The sequence below is a fragment of the Pseudomonas sp. Irchel 3E19 genome, assembly GCF_900187585.1.
Lineage (GTDB): Bacteria > Pseudomonadota > Gammaproteobacteria > Pseudomonadales > Pseudomonadaceae > Aquipseudomonas > Aquipseudomonas baetica.
The window spans coordinates 14002-39241 of record NZ_FYDT01000026.1; the positions used below are offsets into that span (position 1 = coordinate 14002).

At 60.2% G+C, this 25240-nt stretch carries 16 protein-coding genes; 12 read left to right on the forward strand and 4 right to left on the reverse strand.

All coding sequences use genetic code 11. The features are described from left to right. The first annotated feature begins 38 nt into the window (after positions 1-38). The 7 genes from CKW18_RS17110 to CKW18_RS17140 all read left to right on the forward strand — a co-directional run bounded on the left by CKW18_RS17110 (position 39) and on the right by CKW18_RS17140 (position 12092). Entirely contained in the window at positions 39-2840 is a 2802-nt protein-coding gene (locus CKW18_RS17110) for an ATP-binding protein (RefSeq protein ID WP_095189885.1), read from the forward strand. Continuing rightward, entirely contained in the window at positions 2827-4014 is a 1188-nt protein-coding gene (locus CKW18_RS17115) for an EAL domain-containing response regulator (RefSeq protein ID WP_095189886.1), read from the forward strand. The genes CKW18_RS17110 and CKW18_RS17115 overlap by 14 nt, the downstream gene beginning before the upstream one ends. A gap of 86 nt (positions 4015-4100) precedes the next feature. Next, entirely contained in the window at positions 4101-7268 is a 3168-nt protein-coding gene (locus CKW18_RS17120) for a hybrid sensor histidine kinase/response regulator (protein WP_095189887.1), read from the forward strand. A 22-nt stretch (positions 7269-7290) separates the two neighbouring features. After that, positions 7291-7938, forward strand: a complete 648-nt coding sequence (locus CKW18_RS17125) for a response regulator (protein ID WP_095189888.1) — start codon at positions 7291-7293, stop codon at positions 7936-7938. Between the two features lie 110 nt (positions 7939-8048). After that, positions 8049-8642, forward strand: coding sequence for a fimbrial protein (locus CKW18_RS17130; protein ID WP_095189889.1), 594 nt, complete (start codon positions 8049-8051; stop codon positions 8640-8642). Between the two features lie 72 nt (positions 8643-8714). Next, positions 8715-9464: a molecular chaperone gene (locus CKW18_RS17135; protein ID WP_095189890.1), complete on the forward strand. Its 750-nt coding sequence runs from the start codon at positions 8715-8717 to the stop codon at positions 9462-9464. An 84-nt stretch (positions 9465-9548) separates the two neighbouring features. Beyond that, positions 9549-12092: a fimbria/pilus outer membrane usher protein gene (locus CKW18_RS17140; RefSeq protein WP_095189891.1), complete on the forward strand. Its 2544-nt coding sequence runs from the start codon at positions 9549-9551 to the stop codon at positions 12090-12092. A 135-nt stretch (positions 12093-12227) separates the two neighbouring features. On the opposite strand, the gene CKW18_RS17145 is transcribed toward CKW18_RS17140, so the two are convergent. From CKW18_RS17145 to CKW18_RS17155, 3 genes are all read right to left on the reverse strand, one after another. Then, the gene (locus tag CKW18_RS17145) at positions 12228-15902 is read right to left on the reverse strand and encodes a translocation/assembly module TamB domain-containing protein (RefSeq protein WP_095189892.1); all 3675 of its coding nucleotides are present in this window, start codon (positions 15900-15902) and stop codon (positions 12228-12230) included. After that, on the reverse strand, positions 15899-17626 hold the full coding sequence (locus tag CKW18_RS17150; RefSeq protein ID WP_095189893.1) for an autotransporter assembly complex family protein: 1728 nt from the start codon (positions 17624-17626) through the stop codon (positions 15899-15901). Before CKW18_RS17150 ends, CKW18_RS17145 begins: the two co-directional genes overlap by 4 nt. A gap of 65 nt (positions 17627-17691) precedes the next feature. Continuing rightward, positions 17692-18342: an N-acetyltransferase gene (locus CKW18_RS17155; RefSeq protein WP_095189894.1), complete on the reverse strand. Its 651-nt coding sequence runs from the start codon at positions 18340-18342 to the stop codon at positions 17692-17694. Positions 18343-18645: 303 nt separating this feature from the next. Between CKW18_RS17155 and xthA the strand changes: the two genes are divergently transcribed. After that, entirely contained in the window at positions 18646-19458 is an 813-nt protein-coding gene (gene xthA / locus CKW18_RS17165; protein WP_095189896.1) for an exodeoxyribonuclease III, read from the forward strand. Positions 19459-19647: 189 nt separating this feature from the next. Then, a complete protein-coding gene (locus CKW18_RS17175; protein WP_095189898.1) occupies positions 19648-20982 on the forward strand; it encodes a substrate-binding domain-containing protein in 1335 nt (444 codons plus the stop codon). Positions 20983-21113: 131 nt separating this feature from the next. Here CKW18_RS17175 and CKW18_RS17180 read toward each other — a convergent pair whose 3' ends face one another. After that, positions 21114-22343, reverse strand: coding sequence for an acyl-CoA dehydrogenase (locus CKW18_RS17180; protein WP_095189899.1), 1230 nt, complete (start codon positions 22341-22343; stop codon positions 21114-21116). A 171-nt stretch (positions 22344-22514) separates the two neighbouring features. On the opposite strand from CKW18_RS17180, the gene CKW18_RS17185 reads away from it, so the two are divergent. From CKW18_RS17185 to CKW18_RS17195, 3 genes are all read left to right on the forward strand, one after another. After that, entirely contained in the window at positions 22515-23444 is a 930-nt protein-coding gene (locus CKW18_RS17185; RefSeq protein WP_095189900.1) for a LysR family transcriptional regulator, read from the forward strand. Between the two features lie 198 nt (positions 23445-23642). Next, positions 23643-24044, forward strand: a complete 402-nt coding sequence (locus CKW18_RS17190) for a MerR family DNA-binding transcriptional regulator (protein WP_027614625.1) — start codon at positions 23643-23645, stop codon at positions 24042-24044. A 146-nt stretch (positions 24045-24190) separates the two neighbouring features. Continuing rightward, on the forward strand, positions 24191-25090 hold the full coding sequence (locus CKW18_RS17195) for a hydroxymethylglutaryl-CoA lyase (RefSeq protein WP_095189901.1): 900 nt from the start codon (positions 24191-24193) through the stop codon (positions 25088-25090). Positions 25091-25240 lie beyond the last annotated feature (150 nt).

A 25240-nucleotide genomic window follows, 5' to 3' on the forward strand; every position in this document is an offset into this window, starting at 1 on the left:
TGATGTTCCATGCTCCCGGCCCTCCCTAGAGTGCCGGGATGAGATTGAAGAACTACCTCCATCAGATCAGCCCGCTCCTGTCCTCGCCCCATGCGGCGCGGCGTCTGCTGCGCATGTTTGCCCTGGTGCTGCTGGTGGGCATTCTCGGCGGCGTCTACAGTTTCCTGCTGTTTACCTTCAACAATGAGATTTCCCAGCGGCGCAGCTACATGAGCAGCGCCATCGCTGAGGCGCATACGTTTTTCACCACCCGTGAAGCGCTGCTGGAAAGCCTGAGCCTGTCGGCCACACGTAAGGCGAAAATAAACGTACCGGTTTCCGCAGAAGAAATCCGTCTGCTGCTGGGGCAAACGCCGGGCAAGCAATGGAGCATCTGGCTGACCCAGCGCATGCGCGATTACCTGAAAGCCAAGCAGCTCAATCTGCTGTATGTCAGCAATGGCGGTCATGTATTGCGGCTATACAACGCGACGCCGCTGGTCGTCGGTTTGCCACAGGCCACGCTGGATCAACTGGAGGCGCTCAAGCTCACGGCGACATTGTCGGAACTGTGGCTGACCCATGCCGCAGACGGCCACTCGCAGCTGTACATCTTCATCCGCCTGGATGAACGCGACGTCCACTCCGGCTGGCTCGGCCTGGAAATGGACGACCGCGAAGTCTCCAGCGCCCTGAGCGACCACAGCGCCGGCGAGTTCACCATGTTCAACTCACAAGGCAAACCGCTGTTCAGCAACAGCCACAAACCACCGCCCGAACAGCACCTGCCGTTGCTGCGACAACAGGATTTTTTCGGCTTCGTCGGCGATGGCTGGCTGCCCGAGCAATTGGTGCTGCGCAAGCAGCTGAAATCCTCGGACTGGCAGCTGACTTACTCCATCGACTTGCTGGCGGTACTGCACGCCCTGTGGCCACAAATGCTCGGCGCGTTGCTGTTCTGCGTGTTGAGTATCAGCCTGGTGTGCCTGTTGGTCCGACGCTTGGAACATCGTTTCATCACCCCGGCGATCCAGCGCATTCAGGCGCTGGTGGAAAGCGAACTGTTCAGCCGCGACGTGATTCAGACCGCGCCGGTGGCGCTGTGCGTGTTGCGCCGCAGTGACGGTCAAGTGGTGCTGGATAACACCCTCGCGCGGCAATGGCTGGGTCAGTGCAGCGAGCAACTGGGCGCCGGCTGGATCCGCGATGCGTTTGACCAACACACGCCGTGCCTGACCGATTACTTCGAGACTGCTGACGGTCGTCACCTGTACCTGAGCTGCTCACCCACCCGCTACAAGGGTGAAGACGTCTTGCTCTGCGCGTTCAGTGACATCAGCGCTCGGCGACAGATCGAAGCAGCGCTGGAACAGGCGCGCCAATCGGCCGATGCCGCCAACGAAGCCAAGACCTTGTTTCTGGCAACCATGAGCCACGAAATACGCACCCCGCTCTACGGTGTGCTGGGCACCCTGGAATTGCTCGCGCGCACGCATCTGGACACTCAGCAGAAAAGTTACCTGCGTGCGATCGAGGGATCATCGGCGACGTTGCTGCAGTTGATTTGCGACGTGCTCGATGTATCGAAGATCGAGGCCGGGCAACTGGCGCTGGAGCTGAGCGAGTTTTCCGTCCCGGAACTGGTGCACGAAGTGGTGCAAGGCTATGCCGCCGCCGCGCAAAGCAAAGGCCTGCAACTCTATGCCTGCCTCGATCCGCAACTGCCCGATTGCCTGCTGGGCGATGTCAGCCGCGTACGGCAGATCCTCAATAATCTGCTGAGCAACGCGGTCAAGTTCACCGATTCCGGGCGCGTGGTATTGCGGGTCAGACTGCTCGCTCGCGAAGGCGAACGCGTTTGCCTGCAATGGCAGGTTTCCGACACCGGCAAAGGCATCGCCCATGACGATCAGGCGTTTATTTTCGAGCCGTTCTACCAGACCGCCGGCAACACCAACGTGGTCGCCGGCACCGGCCTCGGCCTGCCCATTTGCCTGCGCCTGACGCACTTGATGAATGGCACCCTGCGCATGGTCAGCGAACCTGGTCTGGGCAGCAGTTTTTCCCTGAGCGTGCCGCTGGAGCAACGCTCTGGCAACACACCACCTGCCGCTTTGCCGCCATTGGCAGCGGACATCGTCTATGTCGTTTCGCCCGTGCGCGAACTGGCCGACAGCGTCAGTGGCTGGTTGCGTCGTTGGGGCGCCCGCGCGCATATCGGCGCACCGGACGACATCGAGCCTGATACAACGACAGTGTTGCTGGAACTGTATCCCGCGGCCTTCGGACAGCGCCCGAACCTGACATGGCGCGGGCCGCGCGTACTGGCCAGCGGTGACGGCGCCCATGAGCCGCAGTTCAGCGGCGACGGCTGGCAGGTCAATCTGAATGATCTGCTGGCGATTCAACGGGCCGTTCGCCAAGCCCAGAGCGGCCAGATCGTTCACCGCCCGCAAGACAGTGAACCCCACGCGATGCGTCCGTTGCGCCTGCACATTCTGGTGGCCGAAGACAACGTCATCAATCAGTTGATCCTGCGCGATCAGCTCGAAGAATTGGGCTGCACGGTGGCGCTGGCCAGCGATGGCGAAGAGGCCTTGGCGCTCTGGCCCGACGCGGCGTTTGACATCGTCCTGACTGACGTCAACATGCCCCGCCTCAACGGCTACGAACTGGCCAAAGCCCTGCGGCGCCTCGGTTGCAGCATTCCGATCATCGGCGCGACCGCCAACGCCCTGCGCGGTGAGGACGCGCTGTGCCTGGCTGCCGGCATGAATCACTGCCTGGTCAAACCTTTTACGCTACGAGCCTTGTTCGCTGTCCTGGCTCCCTACGAACGAGTCGCCCATGAAGCCCTGTAGCATTCTGATTGTCGAAGACCACCCCTTCCAGCACCTGTACTTGCAGAACCTTTTCAGCGAGTTGGGTGACTTCGATCTGGCGTGCGCCAAGGACGGCGAAGAAGCACTGGACTGCCTGAAACACCGCGACTTCGATCTGGTGCTCACCGACCTGCTGATGCCGGGCATGGACGGTGTGCAATTTATTCAGGGCCTCGCCGCCCAACGTTCGCGCCCGGCACTGGCGATCATGAGCGCCGCCTCACGGCGCATGTTGATGGGCGCGAGCCTGGTGGCGAGCAACCTGCAAGTGAAAGTCATCGGGCTGATTTCCAAACCAGTGAACGCAGCCGCCCTGCGTTGCCTGATCGATCAATTGCAGGCGCTGCGTCAGAGCGTCCCGGCGGCGACCCATCCCGGCATCGATCGCCAGAGTATTTGCAACGCCCTCGACAACGGCGAACTGCAAGCCTGGTTTCAACCCAAAAAAGCCTTGAACAACGGCCGGATCGTCGCCGCCGAAGCACTGGTACGCTGGAATCACCCCGAACATGGCACGCTGTTGCCGGGGGTGTTTTTGCCAGCGTTGATTGCCTTCGGTCTCGAGGAGCCGTTGCTCTGGTGCGTGCTGAAACAGGCGATCGCCGCCCAAGCGACCTGGCGCGAACAGGGCTATGACATTCCGGTTTCGGTCAACCTGCCCACGCACCTGCTCAACAGCCACGACCTGCCCGACCGCATCCTCGCTTTCGTGCTTGCCCATCAAGGCTTGCCCGCGCGGATCTGTTTCGAGTTGATGGAGTGCTCGGTGCCCGACGACATCAGCAACTTCTACGCCGGCGCGTGCCGCTTGCGGATCAAGGGTTTCGGTCTGTCGCAGGACGACTTCGGCAAGGGCTACAGCTCGTACATGAACCTGGTGTCGGCGCCGTTCACCGAACTGAAAATCGACCGCGCGCTGGTGCAAGGCTGCAACGCCAACGCCGAACTCGCGCAGGCGCTGACCAGCATTGTCAGCCTCGGTCGCCAATTGGGCCTGACGGTGGTGGCCGAAGGTGTAGAAACCGCACAAGAACTTGCTCTGTTGCGTAAAATCGACTGCACTCAGGTTCAGGGTTTCCTGATCTCCCACGCCGTTTCAGCCGACCAGTTCCAGCACTTGCTGACCCACGACGGGCCGGCGGCTGCCTATTGAGCGGCACGTGGCTATTGTTGAACGTCGCTCGCTACCGAGGTCACTGTGTCCAAAGGCTGCTCCATCACCGCTGGTCAGGCGCTGTAATGCCGCATACCAATGCATTTCTGGACAAACTGGCCAGCAGTTCGCTGCGCTTGAACAAAAGTCTGTTGTTGCTCGGCGCGCTGGTGTTGCTGCTGTTGGGCATCAGCTATCTGGGGGTGCTGCGCATGCTCGAAGAGCAGCGCGACACCTTGCAATTTCACTTCGCCCGATTGATGGAGAACATCCACGAGCAGGAAGTGTTCCTGCGCGATATTTCCCAGGCCAGTGCCAAGGGCCGATATTTTCCTTTGGTGGTGTTGCCCACTTATTCGCAAAAACTGCTGCCCGAAGAAGGCCCGAATGTCTATGAGGGCCGTGGCTTGCCGTTCTCACTGCCGTTCAGTGTAAAGATCGATCCGAACAGAATCGCCGCCGACCAATACCCCAAGGTTTTCGCACTGGGCAGTTATCTGGCCGCCTACTACAGCGCGTTCTGGGCGGCATCGCACTATCAGTCGCCGCAAGTGATCCTGCTCAATGGCCCCGACAACTTCGACGTGGCCGTGCCCTCCGCCGGGCGCTTGCGCGGTGCCGGCCCGATGCAGATCGGCGCGTTTGCTCAAGTGATGAGCCAGGTGAACCAGCATGCACGCGAGCAGCCGTCATCAGTCGCTGATCATCAAGTGCATTGGGTGCCCTACCCGCCCACTCAGGACAGCGAGGCAACACCGACGCTGCTGGCCTACGTCAGGATCAATCTGCTGCAGCCTACGCTGGCCATCGAGGGCGCCGATTCCTGGGTGGTGCTCGGCACGTTGCTGAAACTGTCTCAGGTGAACAACATCGAGCGCTTGATGGAATGGTCGATTTACGATGACTTCACCTTGATCACCCCGGCCGGCGTGGTTTTGACCGGCGCACCGAGGTCCGCCCAGGTACTGGATGATGGAATAAATGTCGACCGCGACGGCCTGGTGTTCAAACTGAGCAGCCCCGGCGCGCAACACTGGACAGCGATCTACGTCATCAGCCTGCGCAGTTTTCTCAGTTACGCGCTGTGGCCATTGCTGTGCCTGGTGGCCGTGGTGCTGGCGCTGCTCGGCTGCGGTCGGGCCATCAATCGGTGGTACACCGCGCGCGTGATCATCCCCGCGCAAAGTGCGCACGCCAGCATTGCCGAAAGCGAGGCGTTCAGCCGTGCGGTGATCGACACCGCACCGACCGGCCTCTGTGTGATTCGCCGCAGCGATCACCACGTGCTCCTGGAAAACCAGCGCGCCCAGCAATGGCACGACAGCAGCCGTTTGATGAGCCTGCTCAAGTCACACAGCGAGTCCGGCCATGCCGATCTGGAGATCGACGGGCGGCATCTGCATCTGGCTTTCGTCTCGACGCGCTATCAAGGCCAGGATGCCTGGTTGTGTGCGTTGCATGACGTGACCCGGCATATCGAAGACGCCGCCGCCCTGGAAGAAGCCCGTCAGGCCGCCGACTCGGCCAACCAGGCCAAGAGCCGCTTCCTGGCCACCATGAGCCATGAAATTCGTACCCCGCTCTACGGCGTGCTGGGCACCCTCGAATTGCTCGGTCTGACACCGCTCGCCCCGCGCCAGCAGGATTATCTGGACACCATCCAGCGTTCCTCCGCCAGCCTGTTCAAGCTGATCAGCGATGTGCTGGATGTGTCGAAGATCGAGGCCGGGCAAATGACCCTTGAGCTTCAGGACTTCTGCGCGCTGGAGCTGACTGAAGAGGTTGTGCGTACTTACAGCGCATTCGCCCGCGCCAAAGGCCTGCAACTGTATGCCTGCATCGATTCGACCTTGCCGGATCGACTGCGCGGTGACCCGTTGCGCATCCGCCAGATCCTCAACAACCTGCTGAGCAACGCGATCAAGTTCACCGACAACGGCCGCGTGGTCCTGCGCGTACGCGTGCTGCAAAACGCCGCCGGCAACGCCCAAGTTCAGTGGCAGGTCAGCGATTCGGGGGTGGGGATTTCCCCCGCGCAGCAACAGCAATTGTTCGACCCCTTCTATCAGGTCAACGATGCCGACAGCCAGGCCGGTGCGGGTCTGGGCCTGGCCATTTGCAAATGGCTGTGCGAGTTGATGCACGGCCAGTTGAGCGTGGTCAGCGAACCGGGGCTGGGCAGCAGTTTTACCCTGCAACTCGCGCTGGAGAACGTGCCGGGCGCATTGGCCGACTGCCCCGCGTTCGAGGCCGGCAGCCCCGCCGTTTATGTACGTGCACCGATCAGCGAACTGGCGCTGCACCTGATGGCCTGGCTCAACCGTTTTGGTCTGGATTGCCGCTCGGTGACGACCGAGAGGCCACCATCCTCGGCGCTGCTGGTGGACCTCACGCCTCTCGACAACGCTCCGCACTGGAGCGGGCCTCGGATCGTCGCCGTAGCGGGCGGCCCCAACCCGGCGCAGTCAAATGGCTCTGACTGGACGGTCGACGCCGACGATGTGCGCGCAATTGCCTGGGCGATTTATCTGTCACAACACGGCGCCAATACGCAGCGCCCCGCGGCGTTGCAGGCAAAGACCCGCCCACTGAATCTGCAGGTGCTGGTGGCCGAAGACAACGTGATCAACGCGGCGATCATCAGGGAGCAACTGGAAGCCCTCGGCTGCACGGTGATCGTCGCTGCGAATGGCGAACAGGCTCTGGCGCAGTGGGCGCCCCGTCGTTTCGATCTGCTGCTGACCGACGTCAACATGCCGGTTATGAACGGTTACCGACTCGCCGAGGCTGTACGCCAGCAGGACTCGACGCTGCCGATCATCGGCGTCACCGCCAACGCCCTGCGCGAAGAAGGCGAACGCTGCGCCGCCGTCGGCATGAACGCGTGGATGGTCAAGCCGCTGAACCTCGCTACCCTGCGCACGCAACTTGAGCAGCATTGCAAAATCGCTGTGGCACCCGTTATCGATGCCCCGCCGTCGCTATCTGCAAAAATGCGCGAGTTGTTTGTCACCACCCTGCGCCAGGATATTCAGACCACCCTGGCGGCACTGGATGCGGCCGACGCCAACAGCGTGGCGCAGCAACTGCACAGCATGGCGGGGGCGCTAGGGGCAGTGCAGATCAACGCCTTGGCCAGCGCGTTTGTCGAGCTGGAATGTCGCTTGACCGGCATGGCCGTGACGCCCGCTCTGGCCGTGGCGGTGCGACAAAATCTGACGCGGCTGCAAGATCTGCTCGACTCCCTCGAATAACTTCACTCTGGATAAATCACTCATGGAAACCTTCAACGTTGTCATTGCCGATGATCATCCCATCGTGCTGCTGGGGGTGCGGGAACTGGTCGAGCGTGACCAACGCTTTCGCGTGGTGGGCGAAGCCGTCGGCTCCGATGAACTGATCAAGCTGCTGGAGACCAAGCCTGTAGATCTGTTGATCACCGACTTCAACATGCCGGCCGATTCGACCTACGGTGACGGCCTGAAACTGGTGGAGTACCTGATAAGGCACTTTCCCAAGGTTCGGGTATTGGTGCTGACCATGATTTCCAATCCGTTGATCCTGACGCGCCTGCAGGAGCTGGGTGTGCTGGCAGTCATTCAGAAAAACCAGTTGCACGACGAAATCGAGACCGCCCTCAAAGCCATTGCCAAGGGCAGCCCGGTGCGCTGGCAGGTACCCGCGCCGACATCGGTGGTGAACGACGGTGCTGATCTGGATGAACGTTTCTCAAGGCTGTCGCCCAAGGAGCATGAAATCCTGCGTTTGTTCGTTCAGGGCCAGGGCGTCAACGACATTGCCCGTAACTTAAGTAGAAGTGCAAAAACCATCAGCACGCAGAAAATCTCGGCGATGCGCAAACTGGAAGTCAGCAGCGACCAGGAACTGTTGACTTATTGCATAGAACGCAACTTGTTCAGCTGATAAAACAGGACACTCCGCTACAACTTCCGCGCATCTAGGAATCGTCTGATGTTCCATCGGTAAAACGAGTTTTATTGTGTTGCTTTAACCCCACCAATGGAAAAAGCAACATGAAAAAGTTGTCCCGAACGCTTCTCGCCCTTTCGATCTTCGCTGCCGCCGGCAATGTCCTGGCAGCCGACCCGCCAGTGACCCCGACCAAGGCCGGCAGCGGCACCATCAACTTCACCGGCACCATCAACAACGACGCCTGTTCGGTTGAAAGCGCTGGCAAGGACAAGACCATTTCGGTCGCCATGGGTGAAGTGTCGATCAAGGACATGGGCACCGCCACCGCACCTAAAGGCAACGGCACGTTGAGCGTCGAGAACTTCGACATGAAGATCAACTGCAACGCCGGCACCAAGGTTGCGATGCTCTTCGAACCGACCAAAGGCGCCGGTTCGGGCATCGAACCTGGCACTAAAGTGCTGCGACTGATCAGCGGCCTGGGGGCTGCAAAAGGCATCGGTATCGCCTTGCTCGACGCCAATGGTGCCGTGATCGACTTGAGCTCGCCAGCCACCGCGAAGATCGAAAACACCCTGCAGGACAGCAATACCACGCTGAAATTTTCGGCCGCCTACGTCACCACGGTTGACCCGAAACTGGCTGTTGCCGGCCGCGGCGACGCCACCCTGCCGTTCACCCTGCAATACGAATAACCCGCGCGAATACTCGAGCCCAGTGCGGGGCCGCCCGGCCCCGCGCTTTCAATCACTTGCGCGGTAACCATCATGTTTTATCGTCACTCATTGTCCTTTTGCGCAGGCCTGCTGGGCCTGTTCGTGGTCAATCAGGCCACGGCCAGCATTTCCCTGAGCAGCACCCGCCTGATCTTCGACGGCCAGCACAAGGAAGCCGGCATCACCGTGCGTAACAGCGGTGCAGATGTTCTGGTCCAGTCGTGGATCGACACCGACGCCAGCGAATCCGCTTCCGTGCCGTTTGCAGTCACACCGCCGTTGGTGCGCGTCAGCGGCGACGAACAGCAAATACTGCGGGTCATCTACGAAGGCACCGGCATGCCGACCGACCGCGAATCGGTGGTCTGGCTCAACGTGCAGGAAATCCCCCAGAACGCGAAGACCCAGAACACCCTGCAACTTGCTGTACGCCAGCGTATCAAGGTGTTCTTCCGTCCGGCCGGTCTGAAAAAAAACGCCTATCTGGCACCGAGCGAATTGACCTGGCGCCTGGCCGAGCGCGCCGGCAAAAGCGTGCTGGTGGTGAACAACCCTGGTCTTTATCACGTGTCGATTGCCGATATCACCCTGCAATCCGGCGCACTCAGCGAGCACCCGTTTGATTCGATGATGATCGCCCCCGGCGAACGCAAAGAGTTTGCCCTAAAACAACTTCACTCGACGAACACGCCTACTTTGTTGTTCAGCAGTATTAATGACTATGGCGCCCAAGATCGTTTTACCGCGCAACTTTCCAATAGCGCTGACACCAGCGCCAGTCCAAAGAAAGAAACGCCATAACTCGCGAATCGCTCTGATCGCACACTTTCACTGTATTTCTCTTCGCTCCGTTAGTTCGTATCGGAGGTGATATAGGGTTCCTGCATGTTTTTACTCAAACGCGACGGCCTGGCATCGTTGTTGATCGCCTCGGCCATCAGCACGGCGTGCCAGGCTGACGGCGATGAACAGTTCAACACGTCGTTTCTGCAAGGCGCCGCGTCGACCGTTGATGTGCAATCGCTGCTCGCCAGCAACAGCGTCCTGCCCGGCAACTACCGGGTTGATCTCTACAGCAACGACACGCTGGTCGGGCGTCGCGATATCGACTTCCGCCGCCACCCCGGCAACGGCAAGATCCAGGCCTGCCTGACCCTGGAAATGGTCCAGCAGTTGGGCGTCGACATAGCCAAGTTGCAGGCCAGCGGCAAACTGGATGCTGACGATCCGCAGGCCTGCCTCGACCTGCCCGCGCTGATCGAGCATGCCAGCGTGCGTTACGACGTACCGCGCTTGCGCCTGATGGTCAGCGTGCCGCAAAGCGCCATGGAGCGCGGTCGACGGGGTTATGTCGACCCGGCGCTGTGGGACGACGGCGTGCCTGCGGCGTTTATCAACTATCAGCTGAGCAGCAACCGTAACAGCACGCAAACGGCCAATACGATCTCCAATAACATCGGCCTGCGCAACGGCATCAACTTCGGTGGCTGGCGCCTGCGCAACGAGTCCAACTTCAACAGCAGTACGGGCCAGCCAAGCACCTTCAAGAGCAACCGCAGCTATCTGCAACATGACCTGACCGCGTTGAAAGGCCAGTTCAGTACCGGCGATATTTTCTCCGACGCCGACCTGTTCGACAGCGTGCGCTATCGCGGCCTGAAACTGGCCTCTGACGATGGCATGCGCGCCGACAGTGAGCGCGGCTATGCGCCAGTGATTCGCGGGATTGCGCAGTCCAGCGCCACCGTAGAAATTCGGCAGAACAACTACCTCCTGTACACCGCCAACGTGCCACCAGGTCCGTTCGAGATCAGCGATATCTATCCCAGCGGTTCCAACGGTGATCTGGAAGTGACGATTATCGAGGCCGACGGTCAGCGCCGGGTGACGGTGCAGGCGTTTTCCAGCCTGCCGATCATGGTGCGCCAGGGGCAGTTGAAGTACAGCGTCTCGGCCGGCCGCTACAACAGCAACAGCGACGATCAACAGTCGCCGCAGTTTGTCAGCAGCACGCTGGCCTATGGCATCAGCAGCAACTTGTCCGGCATCGTCGGCGTGCAGGCGACCGAGAATTTTCAGGCGTTGTCCTTGGGCGCGGGGCGCAATACGCCGATTGGTGCCGTGTCGCTCGACGTCACCCATTCCGCCAGTCGTACCTTTGGCCAAGTGGTCAAGGGCAACAGTTTGCGCGCGCTGTACGCCAAAACGTTCACCGGTACCGACACCAGCTTCACACTCGCCGCCTATCGCTATTCGACCGAGGGCTATCGCACCCTCAGCGACCACGTCGAGGAACTGAGCCACGAGGGCGAAAAACGCACGGGCAACTCGAAAACCCGCACCGACCTGACCGTCAACCAGAGCCTGGGACGTGATCAGCAATATGGCAGCATCTACCTCAACGCCAGTGACCAGCGCTATTGGGGGCGCGGCGGTTCGCAAAGCCTGTCGGCGGGTTACAGCAACTATTGGGGCGAAGTCAGTTACAACCTCGGCGCCACCTACTCCAAGGATATCGGCAACTATGGGCCGGCGAACAACGACACACTGGTCAACCTGTCGCTGTCGTTCCCGCTGGGTTCGAAACCTCGTGCACCCCGTGCCTTTGTTTCCGCGAGCACACAGAAAGCCACCGACAGCACCCAAGTGGGCATCAATGGTTACCTGACGGAAGACAGCGATACTTACTATTCGGTGCAAGGTGGTAGCAGCAGCACCGGCGGCAGCTCTGGCTCGGTCAACCTCAGCACCCGCACCTCGGTGATGGACATCAGTGCCGGTTACAGCCAGGGACGCGGCTATAACTCGCAGAACCTGAATCTGGCAGGTTCGATCGTCGGCCACGGCGGCGGGGTCAACCTTGGACAAACCGTGGGCGAGACATTCGCGCTGGCGCAGGTCGAAGGCGTGGAAGGGGTGAAAATCGGCAGTTTCACCGGGGCCAAGACCGGCAGTAACGGCTTCGCCGTGGTGCCCAATGCGCAGCCCTATCGCGTGAACTGGATCAACCTCGACACCCGCGATCTGGGCGGCGATATCGAGATCGACAACGCCACCCGGCAAGTGGTGCCACGCCGTGGTGCGGTGGTGCTGGCACGTTACACCAGCAAGACCGGACGCCGCGTGCAGTTCGCCTTGTTCGACGCGCAACACCAGCCGATCCCGTTTGGCGCCTCGCTGGAGGACAGCGCCGGCAAGCAACTGGCGATCTCCGACCCGGGCGGCAAGGCACTGGCGCTGGTAGAAGCCGACGCCGGTACCCTGACCATCAACTGGCAGGGCCAGCGGTGTGAGGCGCCTTATGCCTTGCCGGAACGCAACAAGGCGCTGAACTACGAGCGGGCCTCGCTGGTGTGCCATTCCAAAGATCAAATCAGGAGCGAGCCTGCTCGCGAAGAGGTCGGCAACCTCAGCATCATCGATGAATGAGAAGACGCCTTCGCGAGCAGGCTCGCTCCCACAGGGGGATTTCGAGCGAACACAAATCCGTGCCTGGCACAGATCGAATGTGGGAGCGAGCCTGCTCGCGAAGGCTGCGCCTCGATTCAAATAACCAGTTACGGTCTAGAAATCGCGCTTGTAGAAGATATCCAGCGAACTGGCCACGCCACTCGCCGCTTCGACATAGACCTTCTTGCTCAGCTTGTAACGCAGGGCAATGGTGCTGGCCGGCTCAAACACGCCCACGCCATAACGCAAACTGAGCTTCTCGGTAATATTGCCGCTGGCCACCACGCTGGTGGCATCGCCGCTGCCCGCCGTGTCGAGCTGGAAGTCCTGAATCCCCAGATCCTTGGCCAGGCTGCTGGTGACTCCGGCGCTGCCCATCAAGCCCAGGCCCAGCGCCGCTTGCGCGAGCATGTTGTTGTCTTCGCCGTTGGTACTCAGCGGACGGCCGAGTATGAGGTAAGACAATGCCTGCTCCTGGCTCATCGCCGGTTCCGAGAAGATCTGCGTGGTCGGTTGCTCGGCGCTGCCGCTCAGGCGAATACCGGCAATCACGTCGTCGGTCTGGCGGATCGCTTCGATGTCCAGATACGGCTGATCGAGGGGGCCGGCGAACAACAGACGCGCACGGCGCACCGACAAGCGCTGGCCATAGGCACTGTAGCGGCCGTCGTTGAGCCACAGCTCGCCACGGGTGTCCATGTTGTCGCCGATGTGCACATGACCTTGCACGTTGGCGGTCAGACCGAAACCGGCGAAGGCCAGTTTGTCTTCACCGACCACCACGTCGATGTCCATTTTCATGGCCAGCGGCGGTTTGCCCTCTTCGGTCTGCGCACCGACGATGATCGTGTCATCGGAGATTTTTACCGTTGATGGCGGCAATTCACGCACGGTGATTTCGCCTCTGGGCACCTGCACTTTGCCGGCGATTTTCAGCTCGTCGCCGGCCATGGAAATTTTCAGGTCCGGCGCCACTTCGAGCTTGGCGTACGGTTCGACGGTGACTGGCAACTGACTGCCCTTGAGTGCCAGATCGACGATCAATGCCTGGCCCCAGGCGACATTGCCAGTGAGGCTGCCCTGCCCGGTCTTGCCGCTTTTCCAGCCGCCGTCGAGGCGTACCGATTCGCCGGCAATCACAGCGGTAAGTTGCAGATTCTGCAGCTCCATCGGCAATTCGGCGCCGGAGACTTCGCCGTCACTGAGTTGCACTGTGCCGTTGACCAGCGGCGCCAGCAGGCCACCGGAAATCGTGCCGCTGCCGTTCAGGCGTCCGGTGAGTTTCTCGACCATCGGCACAAACGGCCGCGCCACCGACAGATCCAGACCGGTGAGGCGGAACGAGCCGCTCAGCGGTTTGTTTTTCGGCAGTGGATTGAGCTGCGCCTGCACCATCAGTTCGCCGAGCTTGCCGCCGACGAAGTTGAGGTCGGTGTCGACGCGCTTCGGCGTGAGTTTGCTGGTGAGCTTGAGCGTCTGGTACGGGAAATCCAGCCACTGATCCTTTTCCTTCATGCGCAAGGTGCCGCCGCTGGCGTCGATGCTGACTACACCGTTCGGGCCGCTGGCCGGCAAGTCCAGTTGCAGGTCGGCATTGAGTTTGCCCTGCCAAGCGAAATCCTTGGGCAGCCATTGCGCCAGACTTTCGATAGGGAACTGCTTGAGGTGATAACGCAGCTTCGGATCGGGCATCAGCCGTTGATCTTCACCGCACAGGCTGGCGCTGCCGGACATCCAGCAATGCGCGCCGAAGTTGATTTTGCCGTCCGCCAGGCGCTCGAGTTTGGCCGGGTTTTGCAGTTTCCAGTCTTGGCCACCGGCCTGAATATCACCGCTGGCCAGGCGACCACGCCAGTTGCCCTTGTCCAGATTGCCGTCCAGACCGAGGGCGAGTTTCAGCTTCGGTCCGATCAGGTCGAGGTTGAGTTTCTGGTTCTTGATGTCGCCCTGGGCGCTGGCGGTCAGTGTGCCCAGATTGGTGTCGCCGGCCTGAATCCCTGAGCCTTTCAGATCAATTTTCGCCCGTTGCGCACTGTCGAGGGTGGCGTCGAGGTTGAGGCTTTGCAGGCGATTGTCCTGGAACGCCAGTTGCGAACCTTGCAGACCGAGTTTGCCTTGCGGTGCTTTCAACGTACCCGCGACGTCGACGCGGCCATTGATCTGCCCACGCAGCTCTGGCCAGAGCTGAGCCAGGCGCGCCAGCTTGATGTCGATCTGCCCGGTGAGTTTCTGTTGCAGGCTGCCCTTGCCGGTGATGCTGTTGTCGCCGAGGCGGATTTGCAGGGCGTTGAGGTTCCACTGCTCGCCGGCGCCGTCAGCCTTGGCTTGCAGAATCGCCGGTTGGCCGCGCAGTTTACCTTTCAGATCGAGGTCGGCGGTCAGGCTCAGGCGCTCGTTCTTCATTTCGCCTTTACTTTTCAACGGCCCGGCCAAGGTTCCCGGCAGCTCCGCGACCCAGTACGCCGGGTTGAGTGCCGACAGATCCAGCGCCGTGTCCCAGGCAATACCGTCGGCAAACTGTACGTTCACATGACCTTCGGCCTTGCCCTGTCCGGCTTGCATTTTCAATTGCGGCAAGGCGATCTGTTTCAGGCTGCCACTGAACGGACTACTCAGAGTAAACGCGCCCGCCGGGCCATCCAGTGCGGCGGCGAAGTTACCGAGATATTGGCCGTCGGTGTAGGAGACTTCGCCAATGAAAGTACGCAAAGCCACTTGTGGCTCGTCGATTTCGTTATAGAGCCGGTGCCACGGAAAGTCCTGCCAGTTGATGTTGGCTTGCGCTGTGAGGCCCTTGCTCCAGTCGACACTGCCGGTGAGTTTCAGGCTTTGCTTGTCGTTGGCCGTCAGGTCGAGGCCGGCAATCTGTGCGCCGCTGGCGTCGACTTTGCCCTTGAGCAATAGCGCGACCGGGCCTTTATCAGCGGGCAGTGTGGCGTTGCCGTTGAGCTGGTAACCGTTTTTCAGGTCGCCTTCGCCGGTCAACACCAGTTGATTGAGTTGCAGGGTGTCCGGCAGATCGGCGCTCGGCTTGAACGCCTCGGAAGTAATCCGCACCTTGGCCGGCAGGTTTTCCACCATCGGTTGCAGTTCACCGCTCAACTGGCCGTCGAGGTAGCCACGGCTGTCGGCGTGCAGGTTGAGGGTTTTCAACAGATCGCCGTCGACTTTCAACGCCAGCGTCCATGGGCCGGTGCCCGGCGACGGCAAGGTCAGGTCGCCTGCAATGTTCAGCGGCCAGTTGCCAGTAGGCTGGAGCAGCCCGGACAGATTCAGGCTGAGGTCGTCGCGCTGCAATTTCACGCTGTCGATCTGCAGACCTTGAGCAGTCCAGTGCGCCGCCAGTTGCAGGCCTTTGAGCTGTTCGCTGCCGTTGAACAACAGGCTGCCGACCTGTACGTCGCCCAGCTCGATGGCTACCGGCAATTGCAGATCCGGCAGTTTGATCGGGCCGCTTTCGGTGGTCTCTTCACTCGGCGGAAATTGCAGGGTGACCTGATCAGCCTTGAGCTGCTCGATGCACAGGGTCATGCGCGTCAGGCACAGCGGCGACCAGGCGAAAATCGGCTTCTGCAACTCGACGCGGCTGCTGTCCTGCTGCCACAGCAAGTGATCGGCGCTCCACTGCCCGCCGAGGTGGCCCTGGAAATTTTCCACGCTCAAGCCCGGCACCAGACCCAGCACCCAACGGCTGCCAGCCTGTGTACCCAGCACCGCAACGATGCTCAAGACAATCAACAACACCAGCGCCAGCAGCGTCAGTGCCGTTATTTTCAAACCACGCTTCACAGCTCAGGCCCCATGGAAAAGTGCAGCCGGATGCCGCCATCGTCGTCCAGCGCGTGGGCCAGGTCGAGGCGGATCGGCCCTACCGGCGAGACCCAGCGCACACCAATACCGACCCCGGTCTTGAGGTTCGGCAGTTCGAGTTTGTTGAAGGAGTTGCCCTGATCGACGAAGGTCGCGACCCGCCACTTTTCGGCGACCGAGTATTGATATTCGACGCTGCCGGCGACCATGTAGCGACCACCGATGCGGTCGCCCTTGGCGTTTTCCGGCGACAGGCTCTGGTAGTCGTAACCGCGCACGCTCTGATCGCCACCGGCGAAGAACCGCAGCGACGGCGGCACCGAGTTATAACCGTTGGTGGCACTGCCCCCGACCTGCACGCGACCGAGGAAACGGTGTTTGTCGAAGACCGTGGTCAGGCCTTTGACCAATGCCGTGCCATATAAAAGGTTGTTGTCCGAACCGATGCCCTCTTTCGCCACTTTGCTTTCAAAGGTCAGGCGATAGCCGTTGTGCGGGTCGATGCGGTTGTCACTTTTCAGGTACGAATAACTGATGCCGGGCATCAGCAAGGTACTCAAACCCGAGTCATCACCGAGCTCATATTCCTCACGCTGCCATTTCAGCGAGATCACCCGTTGCCAGCCGCTGGGCAACTTGCTGTGCCATTCCGGACCGAAGGTCAGCAGTTTGCTCAGGGTGTCGGAACCCTCGATGTCTTCGAATTGATAACCACCGGCCCAACGCAATTTGTCGGTCAGTGGCGGGTCGAGCGGAATGTCGTAGAACAGCCCGACGTTTTGCCGTGGCGCCGACAATTCGGCCTCCCAGCCGTAGCTGTCACCCTGCGGATTGACCCAGTGGCGCGTCCAGTTGGCTTTGACCCGTGGCCCGACGTCGGTCGAGTAACCGAGGCCCAGGCCCATGGTGCGTGGCTTGCGCGTGTCGAGTTTGACGTCGACCGGGATCACCTCGTTTTTCGCCGCAGTCGGCGCGGCATCAACGCGCACGCCCTCGAAATAGCCGCTCGATTGCAGATCGCGGTTGAGTTCGGCGATCAGTTCGGAGTCGTACGGTTCGCCGGCCTTGAACGGCACCATGCGTTGCAGCAGGTCTTCGTCGAACGGCGTGTCGCCCTCGAAACTGACGTTGCCCAGCGCATAACGCGGGCCGCTTTCGTAGATCAACTCAACGTCGGCAACGCCGGCACGCGGATCGACCAAGAGCTTTTGGCTAGTGAAATGGCCGCTGAAATAGCCGAAGCGCGAGGCCTGATTCTGGATCAGCCGTTTGGCATCTTCGTAGCGACCATGGTTGAGCACCGCGCCGGGCTTGAGCACGTCGGCTTTCGGTACGCGAAAGGATTTGAAGGAGGCAGCCGGGCCGTCGACGCGAATGGTGACGTTGCGCAGGCGAATCGGCTCGCCGGGATCGATGTTCAGCACCAGGCGCGGTTTGTCGCCGCCCTTCACGTCACTGTCGATCTGCGGCTGGTAGTAACCCAACGCTTGGGCCGCCTTGCGCGCCTGCTCTTCGGCACCACGACTGAAGCGTAGCAAGGCTTCTTCGTCGCGGTCACCGAGGCTGCCGATATAGCCTTCTATATTGGCTTTGAGTTCATCGTTGGACGGTTTGATCCGCACATCCAATTCACTTTGCGCCAGCGCCGTACAGCTGGATAACAGCATGAGCACGCCACTGGTAAATCTTCCTGGAAACTTCATGGCGCGAATGCTATCACGGGCTTGGGAGCGTAATAGAAGCGGAAATTTCCCAAGAAGTTCGATTGTTATGCTGTTGCAGTTTGTAACACCTGTGGATTGGCGTGAAAAAACACGTGTTCGCGCACGGGGCCGACGGCAACTTCGCCAATCTCCTGATAACCCTGACGTTTATAGAATTCCAGGTAGCGCGGGTTGCCCGTGTCGAGCACCACACCTTGCGAGGTTTCGTCGACCGCACACCAATTGTGTACCGCCGTCAGCAACTGCTCACCGAAGTGTTTGCCCTGGAACTGCGGATGAACCCCCAGCAGCGGCAACATGTGCACCGAATCGCTCGGCACGCAGGCAGAGACGGCATCGTGATATTCCAGGTAGCGACGGGTGCAGCGAAAGCCGGTGCTGAGCACCATGCGCAGGCGCCATGCCCAACTTTCGGTGATGCCCAGACGGCGTTGCGGCGGCGCGATAAGCGCGATACCGATGAGGCGGTCGTTGACCAGCAAGCCGATGGCGGGCAGATCCTGTAGAAAGTGCTGCTTGACCAGCTCCCTTACCGTGGCTCGCACACGCTGCTCATAACCTGGCCGTTCGGCCTCGAACAGGTAACCGAAAGTCGGCTCGTGGCGGTAGGCCTGATACAGCAGGGATCGGGCTTCGCGGGAGTAGCCGCGATCGAGCATGTGAATGTCGGCGATGGCGGTCTGGGTTTCAGGCATGACGTGGATTCTCCCCGGGGCACGGCTCAAATGACTGCGCTCTTGTTGGTACGAACCTTTTGATGGCGGCGCAGTTCCCCCACAGGTATAGACCAACTCGGGATCTTCATCGATTTTGCCGGCCTCTTCGCGAGCAGGCTCGCTCCCACGTTTGGAATGCGCATCCCTGTGGGAGCGAGCCTGCTCGCGAAGAGGCCCTCCCAGGCAATACAAATCCCACAGGCCAAAATGATTTCTCCCACCCCACACTGGCCCCCATCCCACATGTCAGCTAGCATCGCCCTTTTGCCAGGACTGCCGACCATGAAGATCGTTTCCTTCAACATCAACGGACTGCGCGCCCGTCCGCATCAGCTGGCAGCGCTGATCGAAAAACACCAGCCAGACGTGATCGGCCTGCAGGAAACCAAGGTCCACGACGACCAGTTCCCGCTCGAAGAAGTCCGCGCCCTCGGCTACCACGTGTATTTCCACGGCCAGAAAGGTCACTACGGTGTGGCCATCCTTTCACGCCAGGAACCGATTGCCATCCACAAAGGTTTCGCCACTGACGAAGAAGACGCCCAGCGCCGCTTCATCTGGGGCACGTTCGCCGACGCCAATGGCGTGCCGGTGACGATCATGAACGGCTATTTCCCTCAGGGCGAAAGCCGCGACCACCCGACCAAATTCCCGGCCAAGCAGCGCTTCTACAACGATCTGCAAACCCTGCTGGAAAGTCAGTTCCACAACGAACAGCCGCTGGTGGTGATGGGCGATGTGAACATTTCCCCGGAAGACTGCGACATCGGCATCGGCCCGGACAACATGAAGCGCTGGCTGAAAACCGGCAAATGCAGCTTCCTGCCGGAAGAGCGCGAGTGGATGGCCCGCCTGAAAAACTGGGGCTTGACCGACAGCTACCGCCACCTCAACCCTGACGTGACTGACATGTTCAGCTGGTTCGACTATCGCAGCCGTGGCTTTGAGGATGAGCCGAAGCGTGGCCTGCGCATCGATGTGATTCTGGCCTCCCACGGTTTGCTGCCGCGAGTGAAGGCAGCCGGTGTCGACTACGAATTGCGCGGGATGGAGAAGCCTTCGGATCATGCGCCGATCTGGCTTGAACTGAGCTGATCTTCGAATCACCTGAAATCCCCTTGTGGGAGCGGGCTTGCTCGCGAAAGCAGTCTGTCAGATACATTTTTGTAACTGACCCACCGCTTCGCGAGCAGGCTCGCTCCCACATTTAGATCGTTGTCATCTTCAAGTAACTTTTCTGACTTAATCTCCCCGGCAATCCCCTTGGCTTGATTCGGTGCCGGCATGACCCTGCGTGTTTTGTGCGTTTTTCTCTTGAGTGGATGGCTGACGGTCTCTGCCGCTGCCCTGCCCATCCCTGAAAACGGCCCGGCACTGCGCATTCAGGGGTCGAACACCATCGGTGCCGAACTGGGTCCGGCGCTGGTTGAGGGTTTGCTACGCGAGCAAGGCCTGCAAAAAATCCACCGCGAAACCCCGGACACCGCCAACGAACTGCGTATCGTCGGCCAGACCAGCGAAGGTCAACGCGTGGTCGTCGAAGTCGCCGCCCACGGTTCCAGCACCGGTTTCACCGCGTTGAAAAATGCCAGCGCCGACCTGGCCGCGTCCTCCCGCGAGATCAAGGACAGTGAGCTACAGACCCTGCAATTACTGGGTGATCTGAAAAGCCCCGCCGCCGAGCAAGTCATCGCCATCGATGGCCTGGCAATCATCCTTCACCCCGACAATCCGCTGCAGCAACTGGACACCGAACAACTGGCGCGGATATTCAGTGGCGAGGTAAAAACCTGGGAAGACCTTGGCGGTCGTGGCGGCGCGATTCATTTATACGCACGCGATGATCAGTCCGGCACCTACGATACGTTTAAGGAGTTGGTCCTCAGTCGTCGTGGGAAAAATCTGAGTAACGCTGCGAAAAGGTTTGAATCCAGCGAGCAATTGTCCGACGCCGTCAGCGCCGATCCCCAAGGCATTGGTTTTATCGGTTTGCCCTACGTGCGCCAGGCCAAAGCGGTAGCGATTGCCGATGGTGCCTCGCAATCGATGCTGCCGCTCAACAGCCTGATCGCCACCGAAGACTATCCGCTGTCGCGCCGTTTGTTCTTCTATCTGCCGCCGAACAGCAAAAATCAGTGGGCGCAGGCGTTGGTGGTGTTCGCACAAAGTCGTCAGGGCCAGACGATCGTCGCGGCCAACGGTTTTATCAGTCAGACCGTGCAGGCAATGACCGTCGCACCGAATGCGCTGATGCCCGAGGGTTATCAATCCCTCAGCCGTCACGCCCAGCGTCTTACAGTGAACTTCCGCTTCGAGGAAGGCAGCGCCAGCCTGGATAACAAGGCACGGCAGGATCTGGCCCGGGTACTCGACTATATAAAGCGTCATGACAAAACCGAGCGAGCGGTGACGCTCGTGGGGTTTGGCGATGCCAAGGACGATCCGGCGCGGGCGGATTTGTTGTCGAAGTTGCGGGCGATGGCGGTGCGGCGCGAGTTGGTCAAGCACGGTGTGGTGCTGCGCGAGGTGCGCGGTTTTGGCGCGCAGATGCCGGTGGCGACCAACAGTGCCGATGAGGGGCGGATCAAGAATCGGCGGGTGGAGGTATGGATTTATTGAGCCTGACGTTGATGGGTTGAATGTTCAGGCCCTTTCGCGAGCAAGCCCGCTCCCACATTTGATCGCATTCCTCCAATTGGAATGCGGTTGAATGTGGGAGCGGGCTTGCTCGCGAAGGGGGCGACGCGGTCTTAGTGACCGCTACGCAGCATTTCCTTCGGCACATACTTGCCGATCTCGAATTTGCCGATCGCCGCGCGGTGTACTTCGTCCGGACCATCAGCCAAACGCAAAGTACGTTGCATCGCATACATATAAGCCAGCGGGAAATCGTTAGACACCCCTGCCCCGCCATGCATCTGGATCGCCCGGTCGATCACCCGCAGCGCCACGTTGGGTGCGACCACCTTGATCTGTGCGATCTCGCTTTTCGCCACTTTGTTGCCGACAGTGTCCATCATGTAGGCGGCTTTCAGCGTCAGCAGACGCGCCATGTCGATTTCCATCCGCGAGTCGGCGATCTTGTCGACGTTACCGCCCAGTCGTGCCAGCGGTTTGCCGAACGCGGTGCGGCTCACTGAACGTTTGCACATCAATTCCAACGCACGCTCAGCCATGCCGACCGACCGCATGCAGTGGTGAATACGGCCCGGGCCAAGCCGGCCCTGAGCAATTTCGAAACCGCGTCCTTCACCCAGCAGGACGTTTTCGTACGGCACCCGCACGTTGTCGAACAGCACTTCGGCGTGACCGTGCGGCGCATCGTCGTACCCGAACACGGGCAGCGGCCGGACGATTTTCACGCCGGGGGTATCGACCGGCACGAGGATCATCGAGTGCTGGGCGTGGCGCGGCGCATCGGGGTTGCTCAGGCCCATGAAGATCAGGATCTTGCAGCGCGGATCGCAGGCGCCGGAGGTCCACCACTTCTTACCGTTGATCACCCACTCGTCGCCATCGCGCACGGCGCGGGCGGCCATGTTGGTGGCGTCAGAGGAGGCGACATCCGGTTCGGTCATGGCGAATGCCGAGCGGATCTCGCCGCGAAGCAGCGGTTCAAGCCAGCGTTGCTTCTGTTCTTCGTTGGCATAACGCACCAGCACTTCCATGTTGCCGGTGTCCGGCGCCGAGCAGTTGAACGGCTCTGGCCCGAGCAAGGAACGGCCCATGATTTCCGCCAGCGGTGCGTATTCAAGGTTGGTCAGGCCGGCGCCGAGTTCCGACTCTGGCAGAAACAGGTTCCACAGACCTTCGGCCCTGGCCTTGGCTTTGAGCTCTTCCATGATCGCTGTCGGCTGCCAGCGGTCGCCCTCGGCAACCTGGCGTTCGAACACGGCTTCGGCCGGGTAAACGTAAGTGTCCATGAACGCGGTTACGCGCTCACGCAGTTCTTGCACCTTGGGCGAATAAGCGAAATCCATGAGCAGCTCCCGATGGTTGAGGCAGTTCTTGAGCAGAGGTTGTTTAAGTCATGCAATCGATGCTAGAACAGCGCTGATAATTTACCTAGCCTATTCTCGGCGTGTATAAACATTCATCACCGATATATGATCCAGTGATCGTCAGCCCTTAAAAACAAGAGAAGCCGCGTTATGAATCTGAGCAAGGTCGACCTCAACCTTTTCATCGTCTTTGACGCGATCTACACCGAAGCCAACCTGACGCGCGCCGGGCAGATTGTCGGTATCACTCAGCCGGCGGTGTCCAACGCATTGGCGCGGTTGCGCGAGACCTTCAACGACCCGCTCTTCGTGCGCACAGCCCAAGGCATGGTGCCAACCCCGATGGCTCAGAACATCATTGGCCCAGTGCGCAACGCGCTGTCGCTGCTGCGGGTGTCGGTTCAGGAAAGCCGTATTTTCAACCCGGCACAGGCAGTGAAGACCTACCGCATCAGCATGACCGACCTCACCGAGGCGGTGATTTTGCCGCCGCTGTTCCAACGCCTGCGCCGCCTGGCACCGACGGTGATCATCGAAAGTTTCCTGTCGAAACGTCGCGAGACCACCAAGGAACTGGCGGCCGGGCGTCTGGATTTTGCTGTGGACGCGCCACTCAACACCGACCCACAGGTGCGCCACGTCAAGCTGATGGAAGATCGCTACGTCTGCGCGATGCGCAAGGGCCATCCGATGGCGGGCAAGGAAAAACTGTCGCTGGATGATTATCTGTCGCTGACCCATATCCATATTTCCAGCCGTCGCAGTGGCCTGGGTTATGTCGACCTGGCACTGGGCAAAATGGGCATTCAGCGCAAGATCGCCCTGCGCTCGCAGCATTACCTGATGGCGTCCCAGGTGATGCAGCAGACCGACATGGTCATGACCGTCCCGGAGCGTTTTGCCCGGCGGCATGAACTGCACGCGTTCAATCTGCCGGTCAATGATGTGCCGCCGGTGGAGACGCACTTGTACTGGCATGAAAGCACCGATCAAGACCCGGCGAACCGCTGGATGCGCGAGCAGATGATTGAGTTGTGCCAGCAGGTGACGGCGCATGAGAAGAAGCTGGATAAGGTGTAAGGCTTTTTATCGCGTCATCGTTCTTCGCGAGCAAGCCCGATCCCACAGTTGACCGCGTTCATCCAGATGGAATGCAATCAACCTGTGGGAGCGGGCTTGCTCGCGAAGGGGCCATCAAATACAACACAAATCATCCCGCTTGACGTAAACGTCAACTCGCCATTAGCTTAGCGCCAAGACCTTTTTCCGAGCGCTTTCATGAGCAGCCAGACTTACAGCATTTCCGACCTCGCCCGCGAGCTGGACATCACCACCCGGGCGATCCGCTTTTATGAAGAGCAAGGCCTGCTCAGCCCCGAGCGACGTGGCCAGGAACGCATCTATTCGCCCCGCGACAAGGTCAGCCTGAAGCTGATCCTGCGCGGCAAGCGCATCGGCTTTTCGCTGGCCGAATGTCGCGAGCTGATCGAACTCTACGACCCGTCCAGCGGTAACACCAAACAGCTCAACAGCATGCTGGCGAAAATCGGCGAGCGCCGCGAACAGCTGGAGCAACAGTTGCTCGACATCGAACAAATGAAGCTGGAACTCGATACCGCCGAAGAGCGCTGTGTGCAGGCGTTGGAGCAGACGCTCAAGAGCCAGCAAATAGCGCAGTAATTGGACACAACATTTCCCCGGTGGGAGCGGGCTTGCTCGCGAATGCGGTGTATCAGATACCCATTTGTCGCCTGACACTGCGCATTCGCGAGCAAGCCCGCTCCCACAAGGGGGTCACCTCGAATTCAAAAGCACAGGTCTGCCCAATGTCCCTCCCCTCCCAAGTACGCCTGATCGAAGTCGGCCCGCGCGATGGCCTGCAGAACGAAGCGCAACCCATCAGCGTCGCCGACAAGGTGCAACTGGTCGATGCGCTGAGCGCCGCCGGTCTTGGCTATATAGAAGTCGGCAGTTTCGTTTCACCGAAGTGGGTACCGCAGATGGCCGGTTCCGCCGAGGTGTTCGCGCAAATCCAGCGTAAACCCGGCGTCACCTATGGCGCGCTGGCACCGAACCTGCGCGGGTTCGAAGATGCGGTCGCGGCCGGGGTCAAGGAGGTTGCGGTATTCGCCGCCGCGTCCGAAGCCTTCTCGCAGCGCAATATCAACTGCTCGATCAACGAAAGCCTGGCGCGGTTTGCGCCGATCATGGAAGCGGCGCAACAGCACGGCGTTACCGTGCGCGGTTACGTTTCCTGCGTGCTCGGCTGCCCATACGAAGGCACAGTCGCGCCGGAACAAGTGGCGATGGTTGCACGCGAGCTGTACGCGATGGGCTGCTATGAAGTGTCCCTGGGCGACACCATCGGCACCGGCACTGCGGGCGCGACTCGTCGTCTGTTCGAAGTGGTGTCGGCCCAAGTGCCACGGGACAAACTCGCCGGGCATTTCCACGACACCTACGGCCAGGCCATGGCCAACATCTACGCCAGCCTGCTCGAAGGCATCAGTGTGTTCGACAGCTCTATTGCCGGCCTCGGCGGCTGCCCGTATGCCAAAGGTGCGAGCGGTAACGTTGCTACTGAAGACGTGGTGTACCTGCTCAATGGCTTGGGGATCGAGACCGGTATCGATCTGGACGCCTTGATTGCTGCGGGTCAGCAAATCAGCGCCGTACTCGGTCGTCCGAGCGGTTCGCGCGTGGCCAAGGCTCGCCGCGCACAGTGAGGTGTTACCGCCGCGAGTGAAATGTGGGCACAAGCGAGTAACACGGAAACAAATTGTCTGGCTTTGCCTGAATGAAAAATCCCACAAAAATCACAAATCCTTGATTTATAAGGCCTTTATAAAGTTGGCACGCGTTCTGCTATCTCTATG

Bases quoted from the DNA above. Each gene is read 5' to 3' on its own strand.
- CKW18_RS17110 (WP_095189885.1), top strand. From the start codon at position 39: ATGAGATTGAAGAACTACCTCCATCAGATCAGCCCGCTCCTGTCCTCG.
- CKW18_RS17115 (WP_095189886.1), top strand. From the start codon at position 2,827: ATGAAGCCCTGTAGCATTCTGATTGTCGAAGACCACCCCTTCCAGCAC.
- CKW18_RS17120 (WP_095189887.1), top strand. From the start codon at position 4,101: ATGCCGCATACCAATGCATTTCTGGACAAACTGGCCAGCAGTTCGCTG.
- CKW18_RS17125 (WP_095189888.1), top strand. From the start codon at position 7,291: ATGGAAACCTTCAACGTTGTCATTGCCGATGATCATCCCATCGTGCTG.
- CKW18_RS17130 (WP_095189889.1), top strand. From the start codon at position 8,049: ATGAAAAAGTTGTCCCGAACGCTTCTCGCCCTTTCGATCTTCGCTGCC.
- CKW18_RS17135 (WP_095189890.1), top strand. From the start codon at position 8,715: ATGTTTTATCGTCACTCATTGTCCTTTTGCGCAGGCCTGCTGGGCCTG.
- CKW18_RS17140 (WP_095189891.1), top strand. From the start codon at position 9,549: ATGTTTTTACTCAAACGCGACGGCCTGGCATCGTTGTTGATCGCCTCG.
- CKW18_RS17150 (WP_095189893.1), bottom strand. From the start codon at position 17,626: ATGAAGTTTCCAGGAAGATTTACCAGTGGCGTGCTCATGCTGTTATCC.
- CKW18_RS17155 (WP_095189894.1), bottom strand. From the start codon at position 18,342: ATGCCTGAAACCCAGACCGCCATCGCCGACATTCACATGCTCGATCGC.
- xthA (WP_095189896.1), top strand. From the start codon at position 18,646: ATGAAGATCGTTTCCTTCAACATCAACGGACTGCGCGCCCGTCCGCAT.
- CKW18_RS17175 (WP_095189898.1), top strand. From the start codon at position 19,648: ATGACCCTGCGTGTTTTGTGCGTTTTTCTCTTGAGTGGATGGCTGACG.
- CKW18_RS17180 (WP_095189899.1), bottom strand. From the start codon at position 22,343: ATGGATTTCGCTTATTCGCCCAAGGTGCAAGAACTGCGTGAGCGCGTA.
- CKW18_RS17185 (WP_095189900.1), top strand. From the start codon at position 22,515: ATGAATCTGAGCAAGGTCGACCTCAACCTTTTCATCGTCTTTGACGCG.
- CKW18_RS17190 (WP_027614625.1), top strand. From the start codon at position 23,643: ATGAGCAGCCAGACTTACAGCATTTCCGACCTCGCCCGCGAGCTGGAC.
- CKW18_RS17195 (WP_095189901.1), top strand. From the start codon at position 24,191: ATGTCCCTCCCCTCCCAAGTACGCCTGATCGAAGTCGGCCCGCGCGAT.